General features: G+C 60.8%; 14 protein-coding genes and 1 pseudogene. 6 read left to right on the top strand and 9 right to left on the bottom strand.

Annotated elements, in window-relative coordinates; translation table 11 throughout:
* Positions 1-107 precede the first annotated feature (107 nt).
* Complete coding sequence (locus CLU90_RS14670; RefSeq protein ID WP_034780261.1) at positions 108-1,259, top strand: ribonucleotide-diphosphate reductase subunit beta; 1,152 nt, start codon at positions 108-110, stop codon at positions 1,257-1,259.
* A gap of 92 nt (positions 1,260-1,351) precedes the next feature.
* A pseudogene (locus CLU90_RS14665) lies at positions 1,352-1,696 on the top strand (ribonucleotide-diphosphate reductase subunit beta); the annotation flags it as partial.
* Between the two features lie 835 nt (positions 1,697-2,531).
* On the opposite strand, the gene CLU90_RS29320 reads toward CLU90_RS14665, so the two are convergent.
* Complete coding sequence (locus CLU90_RS29320) at positions 2,532-3,566, bottom strand: hypothetical protein (RefSeq protein ID WP_157808826.1); 1,035 nt, start codon at positions 3,564-3,566, stop codon at positions 2,532-2,534.
* A gap of 253 nt (positions 3,567-3,819) precedes the next feature.
* Here CLU90_RS29320 and CLU90_RS14655 point away from each other — a divergent pair, with 253 nt between their 5' ends.
* Positions 3,820-4,353: a YggT family protein gene (locus tag CLU90_RS14655; RefSeq protein WP_034780256.1), complete on the top strand. Its 534-nt coding sequence runs from the start codon at positions 3,820-3,822 to the stop codon at positions 4,351-4,353.
* Positions 4,354-4,451: 98 nt separating this feature from the next.
* Here CLU90_RS14655 and CLU90_RS14650 read toward each other — a convergent pair whose 3' ends face one another.
* From CLU90_RS14650 to CLU90_RS14615, 8 genes are all read right to left on the bottom strand, one after another.
* Positions 4,452-5,390: a carbohydrate kinase family protein gene (locus tag CLU90_RS14650; RefSeq protein WP_034746615.1), complete on the bottom strand. Its 939-nt coding sequence runs from the start codon at positions 5,388-5,390 to the stop codon at positions 4,452-4,454.
* 11 nt (positions 5,391-5,401) lie between these two features.
* Complete coding sequence (locus CLU90_RS14645; protein WP_175539234.1) at positions 5,402-6,619, bottom strand: DUF3426 domain-containing protein; 1,218 nt, start codon at positions 6,617-6,619, stop codon at positions 5,402-5,404.
* Between the two features lie 8 nt (positions 6,620-6,627).
* Complete coding sequence (gene prmA / locus CLU90_RS14640; protein ID WP_092711496.1) at positions 6,628-7,572, bottom strand: 50S ribosomal protein L11 methyltransferase; 945 nt, start codon at positions 7,570-7,572, stop codon at positions 6,628-6,630.
* Positions 7,569-8,984 (bottom strand): acetyl-CoA carboxylase biotin carboxylase subunit, encoded by a 1,416-nt coding sequence (gene accC, locus CLU90_RS14635; RefSeq protein WP_092711494.1) that lies wholly within the window; start codon positions 8,982-8,984, stop codon positions 7,569-7,571. The genes prmA and accC overlap by 4 nt, the downstream gene beginning before the upstream one ends.
* A 101-nt stretch (positions 8,985-9,085) precedes the next feature.
* Entirely contained in the window at positions 9,086-9,550 is a 465-nt protein-coding gene (gene accB / locus CLU90_RS14630) for an acetyl-CoA carboxylase biotin carboxyl carrier protein (RefSeq protein WP_046684231.1), read from the bottom strand.
* A gap of 91 nt (positions 9,551-9,641) precedes the next feature.
* Positions 9,642-10,079: a type II 3-dehydroquinate dehydratase gene (gene aroQ, locus CLU90_RS14625; RefSeq protein ID WP_034746628.1), complete on the bottom strand. Its 438-nt coding sequence runs from the start codon at positions 10,077-10,079 to the stop codon at positions 9,642-9,644.
* A gap of 82 nt (positions 10,080-10,161) precedes the next feature.
* Positions 10,162-10,716, bottom strand: coding sequence for a TlpA family protein disulfide reductase (locus tag CLU90_RS14620; protein WP_092711492.1), 555 nt, complete (start codon positions 10,714-10,716; stop codon positions 10,162-10,164).
* Between the two features lie 19 nt (positions 10,717-10,735).
* On the bottom strand, positions 10,736-11,374 hold the full coding sequence (locus CLU90_RS14615) for a hypothetical protein (RefSeq protein WP_092711490.1): 639 nt from the start codon (positions 11,372-11,374) through the stop codon (positions 10,736-10,738).
* 114 nt (positions 11,375-11,488) lie between these two features.
* Between CLU90_RS14615 and mpl the strand changes: the two genes are divergently transcribed.
* The 3 genes from mpl to CLU90_RS14600 are packed head-to-tail and all read left to right on the top strand — an operon-like array spanning position 11,489 to position 14,057.
* On the top strand, positions 11,489-12,865 hold the full coding sequence (mpl, locus tag CLU90_RS14610; protein ID WP_092711488.1) for a UDP-N-acetylmuramate:L-alanyl-gamma-D-glutamyl-meso-diaminopimelate ligase: 1,377 nt from the start codon (positions 11,489-11,491) through the stop codon (positions 12,863-12,865).
* Positions 12,862-13,446, top strand: coding sequence for a YqiA/YcfP family alpha/beta fold hydrolase (locus tag CLU90_RS14605; protein WP_092711486.1), 585 nt, complete (start codon positions 12,862-12,864; stop codon positions 13,444-13,446). The genes mpl and CLU90_RS14605 overlap by 4 nt, the downstream gene beginning before the upstream one ends.
* Positions 13,443-14,057, top strand: coding sequence for a chorismate--pyruvate lyase family protein (locus CLU90_RS14600; protein WP_092711484.1), 615 nt, complete (start codon positions 13,443-13,445; stop codon positions 14,055-14,057). The genes CLU90_RS14605 and CLU90_RS14600 overlap by 4 nt, the downstream gene beginning before the upstream one ends.

Below are 14,057 nucleotides of genomic sequence, written 5' to 3'. Positions count from 1 at the left end.
TCAGCCCGGAGCTTCCGGGCTGATTCAATGTTGTCAATGTCCGCATTGTCCGATACAACGGGCCTGTTGCGGACCGCCGGCTCGCCGGCATGGAAAGGAAGAAGAATATGTCGTTGTCATGGGATGATGAAACCACGTCGGCAGCTGTGCCGCGTCCGGCGCAGCAAGCGCCACTGGGTAATACCGAATTGAACCTGCCGGCAGGTGCCGAGCCGTCCGAAGCGAACGCCGAGCAAGTGGCGCGCCGCGTGAATGCGGACGACAAGCGCATCATCAACGGCAAGACGGACGTCAACCAGCTGGTGCCGTTCAAGTACAAATGGGCGTGGGACAAATACCTGGCCGGCTGCGCCAACCACTGGATGCCGCAGGAAGTGAACATGCAGCGCGACATCGAGCTGTGGAAAAACCCGAACGGCCTGACGGACGACGAGCGCCGCCTGGTCAAGCGCAACCTGGGCTTCTTCGTGACGGCCGACTCGCTGGCCGCCAACAACATCGTGCTGGGCACCTACCGCCACATCACGGCGCCCGAGTGCCGCCAGTACCTGCTGCGCCAGGCGTTCGAGGAAGCGATCCATACGCACGCCTACCAGTACATCGTCGAATCGCTGGGCCTGGATGAAGGCGAGATCTTCAACGCCTACAACGAAGTCAAGTCGATCCGCGACAAGGATGAATTCCTGATCCCGTTCATCAACACCCTGACCGATCCGGCGTTCGTCACCGGCACGGTGGAAAACGACCAGAAGCTGCTCAAATCCCTGATCGTCTTTGCCTGCCTGATGGAAGGCCTGTTCTTCTACGTCGGCTTCACGCAGATCCTGGCGCTGGGCCGCCAGAACAAGATGATGGGCGCGGCCGAGCAGTACCAGTACATCCTGCGCGACGAATCGATGCACTGCAACTTCGGCATCGACTTGATCAACACGATCAAGATGGAAAATCCGCAGTTGTGGACGGCCGCCTTCCGCGAAGAGATCAAGGATCTGTTCATGAAAGCCGTGGAACTGGAATACGCGTACGCCGAAGACACCATGCCGCGCGGCGTGCTGGGTCTGAACGCGCCGATGTTCAAGGGCTACCTGCGCTTCATCGCCAACCGCCGCGCGCAGCAGATCGGCATCGAGCCGCTGTTCGCCCAGGAAGAAAATCCATTCCCATGGATGAGCGAAATGATCGACATGAAGAAGGAACGCAACTTCTTCGAGACGCGCGTGACCGAGTATCAAACGGGTGGTGCGTTGAACTGGGAATAAGCCAGTACTGAAGTAAAAATACAAGGCGGGGTGCCTTATCCCGTTTTGCCGAAGCGCCGTCATCTGACGGCGCTTTTCTTTTGTGGCGGGACATTTACTTGATCAACACGATCAAGATGGAAAACCCGCCGCCGTGGATGACGACCTGCCGCGAAGAGATCAAGGACCTGTTCATGAAAGCCGTGGAACTGGAATACGCGTACGCGGAAGACACCATGCCGCGCGGCGTGCTGGGTCTGAACGCGCCGATGTTCAAGGGCTATTTGCGCTTCATCGCCAACCGCCGCGCGCAGCAGATCGGCATTGAGCCGCTGTTCGCCCAGGAAGAAAATCCATTCCCGTGGATGAGCGAAATGATCGACATGAAGAAGGAACGCAACTTCTTCGAGACGCGCGTGACCGAGTACCAAACGGGTGGTGCGCTGAACTGGGAGTAATCCTTTTTCAGTCAACGCCAGGAAGCGCCGTCATCGTGACGGCGCTTTTTTTTCGCGTGCATCGCGGCGGAAAAATGCGTGCTTCATCGGGCCATGCGACGACGCTTGCGCCAGGATTTTCGGATGCCGCGAATGGCCGCATCACGAAGCCAAAAAATCATTTCCGCAGACGCTGGCGGCGGCATTTGCCGCGCGATTGTGCGATAGCACGCGTATCGTGCAAAAAAGCGGGCGAAAACGTGTCGTGCCGGTTGCGCATTGACAAGGTTTTCGTGTACTTTATGAGATTGCAAATGCGAGCGTTAGAATGCGGGGTTTTTTAACCAGCGCGGTAGCGAAAAAACCTCGCAAAACAGGGATACAGATTTACACGGATATGCACAAAACCACACCGTTTTCGTCTGCCGCCGTGCCCGAATTTTTTCAGGCATGGCGGTTTTTTATTTGACGTATCGGTGTTGTGGCGAGCGCGATGCGAGGAGCGAAAAAACGCACGGCATCGAAAACGAATGACCGAATTCAGACTTTGCCACCAGCTGCGAGATAAAGCAGGGTGGCACCGACGATGGCTGAAGTGCTGCAAACGTGAGGAGTTGCAGCAGTTCAGCTGGTGCCGAATTCATTAGCGCAAACGACCGTTTGTGCCGATGAATAATTCGCCTGGCCTATCCCTGTGGTGGGTCGGACGGGTTTAAATCTTGTAGCTTAAATTTCTCATCTCAGATGAAGGAGAGACAAATGGCAACAGCCGCTAAGAAATCAGAAGTAAAGAAACCAGCCGCCAAGGCTGCTCCTGCCGCGAAGAAGCCGGCAGCCGCAGCGAAGACGGTTGCCGCTAAACCAGCTGCCAAAGCCGCAGCGAAACCAGCAGCAAAACCAGCCGCCAAAGCCGCAGCCAAGCCTGCAGCAAAAGTGGCTGCCAAGCCAGTAGCAAAAGCCGCAGCGAAACCAGCGGCCAAGGCAGCGGCAAAACCTGCAGCGAAACCTGCAGCGAAACCTGCAGCCAAGCCAGCAGCGAAAGCCGCAGCGAAACCGGCCGCCAAGGCAGCAGCCAAGCCTGTCGCGAAAAAAGCCGCAGCCAAACCGGCCGCCAAGCCAGCAGCAAAAGCCGCAGCCAAACCAGCGGCAAAAGCAGCAGCCAAGCCAGCAGTGAAAAAAGCGGCAGCGAAACCTGCAGCCAAGGCAGCAGCGAAGCCAGCAGCCAAAGCGGCAGCCAAGCCAGCAGCGAAAAAAGTCGTCGCCAAAGCAGCAGCGAAGCCGGCAGCAAAAGCAGCAGCGAAGCCGGCAGCAAAAGCAGCAGCCAAGCCAGCCGCCAAAGCAGCAGCGAAGCCAGCAGCAAAAGCCGCAGCCAAGCCAGCAGTGAAAAAAGCGGCAGCGAAACCTGCAGCCAAGGCAGCAGCGAAGCCGGCAGCCAAAGCGGCAGCCAAGCCAGCAGCGAAAAAAGTCGTCGCCAAGGCAGCAGCCAAGCCAGCCGCAAAAGCAGCAGCCAAGCCAGCAGCAAAAGCTGCAGCGAAGCCAGCAGCCAAAGCAGCAGCCAAGCCAGCGGCCAAGGTAGCAGCGAAGCCGGCAGCAAAAGCAGCAGCGAAGCCAGCGGCAAAGGCAGCAGCCAAGCCAGCAGCCAAGCCAGCAGCAAAAGCGGCAGCCAAGCCAGCAGCGAAACCTGCTGCCAAGGTCGCAGCGAAACCGGCAGCCAAGCCAGCAGCAAAAGCTGCAGCGAAGCCAGCCGCCAAGCCAGCCGCCAAGCCAGCCGCCAAACCGGCAGCCAAGCCGGCAGCAAAAGCAGCAGCGAAACCTGCCGCCAAGCCAGCAGCCGCAGCGCCAGTCGCGGCAGCCGCACCAGCCGCAGCGCCGGCAGCAGCTCCAGCGGCACCAGCCGCCGTGGCCGCCAAGCCAGCCGCCAAGAAGGCCGCGCCTAAAAAGGCCGCACCGAAGAAGGCAGCTCCTGTCGCCAAGCCATCGGCGCCTATCGCACCTGTAGCAAAAACCGTGTTGGCACCGGCTGCAGCCTGGCCATTCCCAACCAGCACCCGCCCATCGTAATTTCTACGATACGGGTGCCTGGATGAGGCAACACGCCGCTGTGTGACTCAATCACACAGCGGTTTTTTTTTGGAGAATTAGTCGTGCTGATCGTTATCCTTACATTGATCGTTGATACCATCGCTACCTTGCTGGGCGGCGTGTTGCTGCTGCGCTTCTGGATGCAGGCGGTGCGCGTGCGGCCGCCCTCGTCGGTGGCGCAATTCACGTTTCAATTGTCCGACTGGCTGGTGCGCCCCCTGCGCCGCGTGGTGCCGGGCGTGGGCGGGTATGACTGGGCCAGCCTGATCGGCGCCTTCCTGATCGTGCTGCTGGCCAGCTCGGTCCTGTTTATTTCCGGCTATCCCGTCGAAGTGGTGCTGCTCAAGTCGCTGCAACGCTTCCTGCAATGGATACTCTACGGTTTCATGGCCTTGCTGATCATCGAAGCCATCTTCAGCTGGGTTAACCCGCATGCGCCGCTGGCGCCGTTCGTACGGGCCCTGAACGAACCGCTGCTGCGTCCGATCCGCAAGGTCGTGCCGCTCGTCGGCAGTCTGGATTTGTCGCTGCTGGTCGCGCTGATCCTGCTGCAGATCGCGCAAGTGCTGGTGGGGATGATTATTGTGGTGAGGTAAAACGAGAGGGGATCTGGTTGGCAGTTTAGAACCCCAAATGCAGATACCGGGGTCGGACCCTCAGGGTCCGACCCCAGCCTTAATCGGGCTTTGCTGGATTAATAGCGGTAACCGAAGGCCGCTTCGAACTGATCGGCGATGCTTTCCGGCGTAAATACGTGGTTTTGCGCGCCCTGGGTGGCGATCTTGATGGCGCCCAGCAGGCTGGCCAGGCGGCCGCTGGTTTCCCAGCCCAGGTCGTTGGTGATGCCGAACAGCAAGCCGGCACGGTAGGCGTCGCCGCAGCCGGTCGGGTCCAGCACTTCCTTGGCGGTCACGACAGGAATGTCGATGCGCTTGCCGTCCGTATAGATTTCCGAACCCTTTTCGCCGCGCGTGACGATCAGCGCTTCCAGGCGGCTGGCGATGTCCGGCAGGGTCAAGCCCGTGCGTTCCATCAACATTTCCATTTCATAATCGTTGGCCGACACATACGTGGCTTTGTTGATGAAGTCGATCAACTGTTCGCCATTGAAACGTGGCAACTGTTGGCCCGGGTCGAACATGAAGGGGATGCCCAGCTCGGCCAGGTCGGCAGCGTGCTTGAGCATGCCCTGGTCGCCGTCTGGCGAAATGATGGCGACCTTGGCCGGGCCCGCATTGGCAATCGGGTTTTCATGCGCAAACGACATGGCGCCCGGGTGGAAAGCGTTGATCTGGTTATTGTCGGCATCGGCCGTGACGAAGCACTGCGCGTTGTAGCTGTCGGCCTTGATCAGGATGTTGGCGGTGGAAATGCCCAGCTTTTGCAGGCGCTCCAGGTAGGCGGCGCTATCCTGGCCCATGACGCCGACGATGCGCGGGTCGCCGCCCAGCATTTTCAGGCTGTAGGCGATGTTGCCCGAGCAGCCGCCGAACTCCGTGCGCATGGTGGGCACGAGGAAGGACACGTTTACCTTGTGCAATTGGTCGGCCAGCAGGGATTCGCCGAAGCGGCCGGGGAATTGCATGATGGTGTCGGTGGCAAGCGAGCCGCAGATCAGCGATGTTTTGGTCATGATAGTGTCGGTTAAGGGTAAAAGATGGCGATATGGTAGCCAGACGCCGTAAGCTGGTCTAATGCAAAATACACTTTGATGGTTTGTTCCGAGCGCGGCGCAAAGCCCTTGCTCACGTCGATATTGGCTGGCAGATAGTCGCGCGGCGCGATCACGCGGCGCAAGACGGGCTTGTCGTTGGCGTCGTTGAGTGTCAGTTCGATGCTGGGCCAGGCTTGCACGCTGCGGCTCTGGTTGCGCAGCAGCGAGACGTAGGAAAAGGTTTGTTCCTTGATGGTTTGCAACTCGCCCTGCTCGATGGCCAGCGCCTCGATCTGCGCGGGCAAGTCGACCTGGCAAGCACTGAGCTTGCACAGCGCCACCAGGGTCGGCTTCCACTGCGGAAACTGCGCCGCCAGCGGATTGCGGAAGGTGGTCATTACTTGCAGGAATAGCAGCAAAAGCAGCACTGCCGAGCCGGCGGCCATGGCCACGCGCAAGGCCTTGCCGCTCTGTTCGCGACGCCGTCCCTGGGTGACGAAGGCCGGCTCGTCATCGGCTGGGGGCAGCACTGGCTCTTCCCTGGCGTCGGCGGGCAGCGCTGCGAACGAGTGGTCGGCCAGCGTGGGTTCCCGGCGCGCGGGGGCAGGCTTGTCCAGGCTGACTTTTTCGGTTGGGATGATCGGGGTTGCCACCGCTTCCAGGTTCGGTTCGCGGCGGCTGTCGCGCAAATATGTGGCGAAGGCGGGCGCGTCATCGACCTGGCGGCGCTTGAAGGGCGCCATCGGCTGGGGCAACGGTGCTTCGGGCGGCTCTGCCGGTGTTTCTTCAGGTTCCGGTACATCGAGCGGCTCGGCAACGGGCGTGGCGGCCGGCGCCTCGTCGGGCAGGCCCACGTTGAGGTCCAGCTCGATGTGCTCGCCATCGTTGGCGTCGTCCTTCAGCTGCGCCGTTTCCGGCAAGATGCCGAACGGGTCGAATGAGGTGTCGAAGTCGAGGGAATAGATGGGTTCGTCGTCCGTGACGGACGGCAGGCTGTTGTCGGAAGGGTAACTGTCCGGCAGCGGGACGGCAGTGCCGGGGGCCGATGTTAAAAACGGCGATGCCGCGGCTGGATCGACCAACGCGGCATTGCCGTCAAACACTTCCCTGCACGTGCCGCAGCGCACGATGCCCCCACGTAACTTCAATTGGTCAGCAGCGACCCGAAATATCGTGTTGCAATGGGGGCATTTGGTGGCGAGGGCCATTGCTGTGCTTATGCACCTTCCGCGCGGGGCGCAGGCGCTTGCGTTGCACCCAGGCGGCCATGCAGGGCCACCCAGCCGTCTTGCTCGGCCCATACACCCAGCTCGATGAACGGTGCGTAGGCAGCGGCCACTTCTTCCGCCTGGCGTGCCAGCACGCCGGACAGGATCAGGGCGCCGCCATCGGCGACACGGCCGGACAGCATCGGCGCCATCAGCTTCAATGGGCTCGACAGGATGTTGGCGACGACGATGTCAAACTTGGCCGCGGCGTGTGCCGAGGTGGCAAACGTGTCTGGCAAGAAGTATTCGATGTCGCACTGGTTGCGTTCTGCATTGTCGCGCGCCGATTCGATCGCTTGCGGGTCGATATCGACGCCGGCCACCGTTTGCGCGCCCAGTTTCTTGGCCACCATGGCCAGGATGCCGGAACCGCAACCGTAGTCGAGCACGGTCTTGCCTGGGGCCGGATTGGCTTCCAGCCATTCCATGCACAGACGCGTGGTCGGGTGGCTGCCCGTGCCGAAGGCCAGGCCCGGGTCCAGTTCCAGGATCAGGCCGTCAGGATCCGGTGCCTCGTGCCAGCTGGGCACGACCCAGATATTCTTGCCGATGTGAATAGGCGCGAATTGCGACTGCGTCAGGCGCACCCAGTCCTGCTCTTCCACGGGGCGCACGGTGAACGCTGGCGCTTCCGCCATGCCGACCGCTTGCGCGGCAGCGGCCACGATGGCGGCCTGGTCGGCGTCGACGTCCGTCAGCGCCACGACGCGGCTGCGTTCCCACGCCGCTTCCTTCGGTTCCATGCCGGGTTCGCCAAACAGCGGTTGCTCGGCTTCCGTGCCTTCATCGGCGTCTTCCACCGACACCGACAGGGCGCCCGCTTCCATCAGCGCGTCGGACATGGCCTCGGCGTTGTCACGGGCGATTTCGATGACGATTTCCGTCCAGCTCATGCGCCCGCCTTGATTTCGGATTTCTTGGCGATGCTGGGGCTGCCGCTATTCAGATTCTTGCCCAGGTCCGGCATGTCGGCCAGCTTCTGTTCCAGATAGTGAATATTGGTGCCGCCTTCGATGAAGCGCGCGTCGATCATCAGTTCGCGGTGCAGGGCGATGTTCGTGTTGATGCCTTCGACCACCATTTCGGACAGGGCGATCTGCATGCGGCGGATCGCTTGCTCGCGCGTGGCGCCGTAAGCGATCACTTTGCCGATCATCGAGTCGTAATGCGGCGGCACGTAGTAGCCGGCGTAGGCGTGCGAATCGACGCGGATGCCGGGGCCGCCCGGTGCATGCCACGAGACGATCTTGCCTGGTGACGGCGTGAACTTGAATGGATCTTCCGCATTGATGCGGCACTCGACGGCGTGGCCCGACAGCAGCACGTCGCGCTGGCGGTAGCGCAGTTTTTCGCCGGCGGCGATGCGGATCTGTTCTTGCACGATGTCGATGCCGGTGATCATCTCGGTGACGGGATGCTCCACTTGCACGCGGGTATTCATTTCAATGAAATAAAACTCGCCGTTTTCGTACAGGAATTCAAACGTGCCGGCGCCGCGGTAGCCGATCTTGCGGCAAGCTTCGGCGCAACGGTCGCCGATTTTCTCGATCAGCTTGCGCGGGATGCCCGGCGCGGGTGCTTCTTCGATCACTTTCTGGTGGCGGCGCTGCATGGAGCAGTCGCGCTCGCCCAGCCAGACGGCGTTCTTGTGTTCGTCGGCGAGGATCTGGATTTCCACGTGGCGCGGATTTTCCAGGTACTTCTCCATATACACTTCAGGGTTGCCGAAAGCCGTGCCGGCCTCCGTCTTGGTCATCGCCACGGCGTTGATCAGGGCCGCTTCCGTGTGCACGACGCGCATGCCGCGTCCGCCACCGCCGCCGGCAGCCTTGATGATGACCGGGTAGCCGATCTTGCGGGCAATTTGCACGATCGCTTTCGGATCGTCCGGCAACGCGCCTTCCGAGCCCGGGACGCAGGGTACGCCGGCCTTGATCATGGTTTGCTTGGCCGATACTTTATCGCCCATCAAACGGATCGATTCCGAGCGGGGGCCGATGAAGACGAAGCCCGATTTCTCGACGCGTTCGGCAAAGTCGGCGTTTTCCGACAGGAAACCGTAGCCTGGGTGAATCGCTTGTGCATCCGTCACTTCAGCGGCGCTGATAATGGCGGGCATGTTCAGATAGCTCAGGGCGGACTGTGCCGGCCCGATACAAACGGATTCGTCGGCCAGCTTGACGTATTTCGCGTCCTTGTCGGCTTCGGAGTGGACTACAACCGTTTTGATGCCCATTTCGCGGCAGGCGCGCTGAATACGGAGGGCAATTTCACCACGGTTGGCAATCAGGATTTTTTCAAACATGGTAGGTTCGCGTATGTCTGTGAGAGCCGGCGAGCCGGCGAAACAACAAGTGTGAGGGGCTAAAACTGCAAACGGCCGTTGCCGGCCGTGTGGACTGGGTTTTAGCCGATCACAAACAAGGGTTGACCGAATTCGACCGGCTGGCCGTTTTCGACCAGGATCTGGGTCACGACGCCGGCTTTGTCGGAGTCGATTTCATTGAGCAGCTTCATCGCTTCGATGATGCACAGGGTATCACCTTCCTTGACGGTCGAGCCCACTTCAACATAGGCGGCGCTGCCAGGAGCGGAGGAGCGGTAGAAGGTACCGACCATCGGCGACTTGACCACATAGCCCGTTGGCTCGGCGGCGACCACGACGGCGGCTGCCGCAGCAGGAGCGGCGGCTGGCGCGGCTGGCTGGTATTGGGCTTGCATGCCTTGCGGCTGCATCATGACCATCTGGTTTTGCGGCATGGCCGACGATTTGACGATGCGAACCTTGCTTTCGCCTTCGGTAACTTCCAGCTCTGCGATATCCGATTCGGCGACCAGGTCGATCAAGGTCTTGAGTTTTCGTAGATCCATGTAAAACCCCTAGGAATGTAGTTTGTTTTTTGAGTGATGCGGTGATGTCCAAGAACCTATCGCCGCGCTAAATGCGTGCAGATCGCGTAGATTAACGTTTTTTAAGCGCAAAGTCGATGGCAAACCGATATCCATCGATACCTAGCCCGCAGATCGTCCCCTGCGCGATCGCGCTGAGAAATGAGTGATGTCGAAACGTTTCGCGCTGATAAATATTCGAGATATGGACTTCCACGAACGGGATGGCGACCCCGGCCAGCGCATCGCGCAAGGCAACGCTGGTATGGGTCAGGCCGCCCGGATTGATGACGATGGCATCGATCCCTTCCGCTCGCGCGGCATGGATGCGGTCGATCAGCGCGCCTTCGTGGTTGCTTTGAAAGCAGACCAGGTCGGCGCCGGCCGCCATGGCTTGCGCCATTGCTGCCTGCTCGATATCGGCCAAGGTGCTGGCGCCGTAGACCTCAGGCTCGCGCGTTCCCAGCAAATTCAGGTTGGGACCGTTGAGCAGAAGGAGGTTTTTTGCCATGTATGGAAGACCGTTTTAGCGAAAGTTCCGCATTTTGCCGCCAAAGATACGCATTGGCAAGAGAAAAAAGCACGCTCCGAATTTACAATTTATCCAGATCGGCGCGCAACTGATCAAATTTCAAGCGGCCCAGATAGGTCTTTTTGACTTCGCCATCGGCGCCGATCAGCACCGTAAAGGGCAAACCGCCCGTGGCATTGCCAAAATGGCGCGACAGGTCGGTGCCGCTCATGCCCGAGACATACACGGGATAGGCGATCTTGAACTTGCTGGCAAAAGTGGCAATATTGCTGGCCGAATCGATGCCGATGCCGATCACCTGCAGGTTTTTACCCGCATAGTGGCCTTGTACTTCGGATAACTCCGGCATTTCTTCCACGCACGGAGGGCACCATGGCGCCCAGAAATTGACCAGCACATTCTTGCCTTTCCATTGCGACAAGGCTTGCGTGGCGCCCGCCGCGTCCGGCAGCGACAGCGCATACAACTCGTTGACGGGACCCGTCGCGCCCGGCGCGATGGTGGTCGTCAGCGGCCCCGCTGCTTTGGCTTTTTCCTTGCTCAAACCGACGTAGGCGCCCATGCCGCCAAACATCAGCGCCACGATGGCACAGGCGATCCAATTCTTTTTTGTCATATCTTTATCTATATCAATGTTAGTCGGCAGCCGGCGCGCCATCGGCGAGGCTGGCTGCCAGCAGGCTGCGCAGCCCGGCAATATCGGTGCGCAGCACCTTGCCATCCGCCTTGGTTTTCAGCGCGCCGCGCATATCGTCAAGTTCATACATGGCCGCGTGCACGCCTTCGTTTTTCCACAAGAAACTGGCTGTCTCGACCGCATCATAACGCGCTCCCTTGAAATGCGGGCTTTCCGACATGTCGAGCACGACATTTTTATTCAGCAGGAAGATGTGGATATCCTTGGCGCTCTCGGCAAACAGCTGCAGATAGATCTCGTCGTGGGGGCCGGCCGTGCCATTGAGCACGGGGCCGCTGAGCAGGGGATGAAATTGTTGCAACGCTTCCATCACCTGCAGCGCGATCGTGCGCAGCTGGAACAGCCGCGCCGGCTGGCTGTCGGCCAGGAACAGGGCATTGTATTGCCGCACCTGCTCCTCGATCATGTCGTTGTCAGGCAGGATATTGGGCCGGTTCGGCGCGTCGCCGAGGACTTGCCGCGCCGCCTTGCGCTTGGCGCTGCCATAGTCGGCGCCATCCTGCGCCACGAGGCGCGCGGCAGCGGCGGCGATTTCCAGGCGCAGCTGCGCGCTATCGTCAAATGCATCGTTCGTCATGAGCGAGATGATACTCCGAAGCGGAAAAAGTCATGGCGTCAGGTAAAATCCTGCACTTGCTGTTTTTTATCTCACCGTCTTACTTACTAAGCGTGCGCCTTTCGCACTGATCACATGCATATTCATATTCTCGGCATTTGCGGTACCTTCATGGGCGGCCTGGCTGTCCTGGCCAAGGAAGCCGGCCATAAAGTTACCGGTTGCGATGCCAACGTGTATCCGCCGATGAGCACCCAGCTGGAATCGCAGGGAATCGAACTGATCCAGGGTTTCGACCCGGAACAGGCCAAGCTGAACCCGGATTTGTATGTGATTGGCAATGTGGTCTCGCGCGGCAACCCGCTGGTGGAAGAAATCCTCAACCGTAGCCTGCCGTACGTGTCCGGCCCCCAGTGGATCGGCGAACACATCTTGCGCAACAAGTGGGTGCTGGCCGTGGCCGGCACGCATGGCAAGACGACCACCTCGGCCATGCTGGCCTGGATACTTGAAGACGCGGGCTACGCGCCGGGCTTCCTGATCGGCGGCGTGCCGATGAACTTTGGCATTTCCGCCCGCCTCAGCGGCATGATCGACGGCAAGAGCGCCGAGTCGGACTTCTTCGTCATCGAAGCGGACGAATACGACACGGCCTTCTTCGACAAGCGCAGCAAGTTCGTGCATTACCACGCGAAGACGGCCATCATGAACAACCTGGAATATGATCACGCCGACATCTTCCCCGATCTGCACGCGATCGAGACGCAATTCCACCACCTGGTGCGCACCGTGCCCGGCATCGGCCGCCTCGTGTTCAACGGCGACGAAGCGTCGCTGCAGCGCGTGCTGGCGCGCGGTTGCTGGAGTGAAAAGGAAAGTTTTGGTCAAGATGCCAACTGGCAACTGCAAGAGCAGGCCGATGGCAGCTTCGACGTGTTCTTCAATGACAAGCAGGAAGGCCACGTGGCGTGGGCGCTTACTGGCAAGCACAACCGCAGCAATGCGCTGGCGGCCATCGCCGCCGCGCGCCACGTGGGCGTACCGATTGCCCAGGCCTGTGCCTCGCTGGCCACGTTCGAAAGCGTCAAGCGCCGCATGGAAGTGCGCGGCGTCGTCAACGCCATCACCGTGTACGACGATTTCGCGCACCACCCGACGGCCATTGCCACCACCGTGGGCGGCCTGCGCCAGAAGGTCGGCAGCGGCACCCGCATCCTGGCCGTGCTGGAACCGCGTTCGAACACCATGAAGCTGGGCGCCATGAAAGATGCGCTGCCAGGCAGCCTCAAGGATGCCGACCTGGTCTTCGGTTTCGGCAGTCAGCAAGCGCTGGGCTGGAGCCTGGGCGACGCGCTGGCGCCGCTGGGCAAGATTGCCAGCGCCTACGAAGACATCGATACCCTGGTGGCGGCCGTGGCGGCCAGCGCCCGTCCCGGCGACCAGATCGTGGTCATGAGCAATGGCGGCTTTGGCGGCGTGCACCAGAAATTGCTGGAGGCCCTGGGCCGATGATTCTGTACCTGCATGGATTTCGCTCGTCGCCCCTGTCGATGAAGTCGCGCCTGCTGGCCGCGCAGATGCAGGCGCTGGGCCGCGAGGCACAGTGGCTGTGCCCGCAATTGCCGGCTTCGCCCAAGCTTGCCATCGAGTTGGCCCTGTCGCTGGTCAAGGACGTGGCGCCGGCAGAGCTGACGATAGTCGGCTCCTCGCTGGGCGGCTATTACGCCACCTGGCTGGCCGAGCAGCTCGGTTGCCGCGCCGTATTGCTCAATCCTGCCATCGTGCCCCTGATCGACCTGGAACAGCATGTGGGCGTGACGACGGAATTCCATTCGGACAAGCCCTTCGAGTTCAAGCGCGAATACATAGCCGAGCTGCGCACGTTTGCCGTAGAGAAAATTACTGAGCCGCAACGCTATTTCCTGATTGCCGCCACCGGCGATGAAGTGCTCGACTACCGCGACATGGTGGCGCATTATCAGGGGGCGCGGCAGTTGGTCATCGACGGCAGCGACCATGGCATCAGCGAATTTGCCGATTATGTGGCGCCCGTGCTGGCCTTTTGCGGCATCGATGCGGACGCTGCCCAGTGAGGCCGGGTTCGCTGCGGCAGGCGCAATGGCATGCGCACGTGAACGCCGTCAATGCGCCACCCGCCTTGCGCCACTGGCTCACGGGCGGCGGTTCGCTGACGGCCAAGCTGAAAGCGCATAGCCAGGCATTTCGCGTGCAATGTTTGCATCAGGAAACGGCACGTTGTCTGAGCGACGAGGCCGCCATCATCGGTCTGCACCGCGCGGGCCGCGTGTGGGAACGCGAAGTGCTGCTGCGTTGCGATGACAAACCGGCCGTGTTTGGCCATACCGTCGTGCCCATGCAGGCGACGGCCACGGACTGGCCCTTGTTTTCCGCGCTGGGCGAGCGTTCGCTGGGCACGACCCTGTTTGGCGACCGCATGGTGCGCCGCGGCGAACTGGAATTTGCCCGCTTGCGCGCCGGCCACCCGCTGGTGCAGCGGGCGCAGGCGGCGCTGGCGCGGGAAGGGCGGCGCGCCGACGGGCAGGCGCTGTTTTTTGCCCGCCGCTGCCTGTATCAGCGTCACCAGGGATTGCTGCTGGTAACCGAAGTATTTTTGCCGGCGGTGCTGGAGTTGACGTCCGTCACTCGCACCGTTGCAACCGACACATTAATGAACAAAGCATAA

The sequence above is a fragment of the Janthinobacterium sp. 67 genome (genome assembly GCF_002797895.1).
In the GTDB taxonomy this organism is placed as follows: Bacteria; Pseudomonadota; Gammaproteobacteria; order Burkholderiales; family Burkholderiaceae_D; genus Janthinobacterium.
Note: the sequence above shows the minus strand (reverse complement) of the source record. Positions and strands in the feature narration are given on the sequence as shown.

Bases quoted from the DNA above. Each gene is read 5' to 3' on its own strand.
- CLU90_RS14670 (WP_034780261.1), top strand. From the start codon at position 108: ATGTCGTTGTCATGGGATGATGAAACCACGTCGGCAGCTGTGCCGCGT.
- CLU90_RS14650 (WP_034746615.1), bottom strand. From the start codon at position 5,390: ATGACCAAAACATCGCTGATCTGCGGCTCGCTTGCCACCGACACCATC.
- CLU90_RS14645 (WP_175539234.1), bottom strand. From the start codon at position 6,619: ATGGCCCTCGCCACCAAATGCCCCCATTGCAACACGATATTTCGGGTC.
- prmA (WP_092711496.1), bottom strand. From the start codon at position 7,572: ATGAGCTGGACGGAAATCGTCATCGAAATCGCCCGTGACAACGCCGAG.
- accC (WP_092711494.1), bottom strand. From the start codon at position 8,984: ATGTTTGAAAAAATCCTGATTGCCAACCGTGGTGAAATTGCCCTCCGT.
- accB (WP_046684231.1), bottom strand. From the start codon at position 9,550: ATGGATCTACGAAAACTCAAGACCTTGATCGACCTGGTCGCCGAATCG.
- aroQ (WP_034746628.1), bottom strand. From the start codon at position 10,079: ATGGCAAAAAACCTCCTTCTGCTCAACGGTCCCAACCTGAATTTGCTG.
- CLU90_RS14620 (WP_092711492.1), bottom strand. From the start codon at position 10,716: ATGACAAAAAAGAATTGGATCGCCTGTGCCATCGTGGCGCTGATGTTT.
- CLU90_RS14615 (WP_092711490.1), bottom strand. From the start codon at position 11,374: ATGACGAACGATGCATTTGACGATAGCGCGCAGCTGCGCCTGGAAATC.
- mpl (WP_092711488.1), top strand. From the start codon at position 11,489: ATGCATATTCATATTCTCGGCATTTGCGGTACCTTCATGGGCGGCCTG.
- CLU90_RS14605 (WP_092711486.1), top strand. From the start codon at position 12,862: ATGATTCTGTACCTGCATGGATTTCGCTCGTCGCCCCTGTCGATGAAG.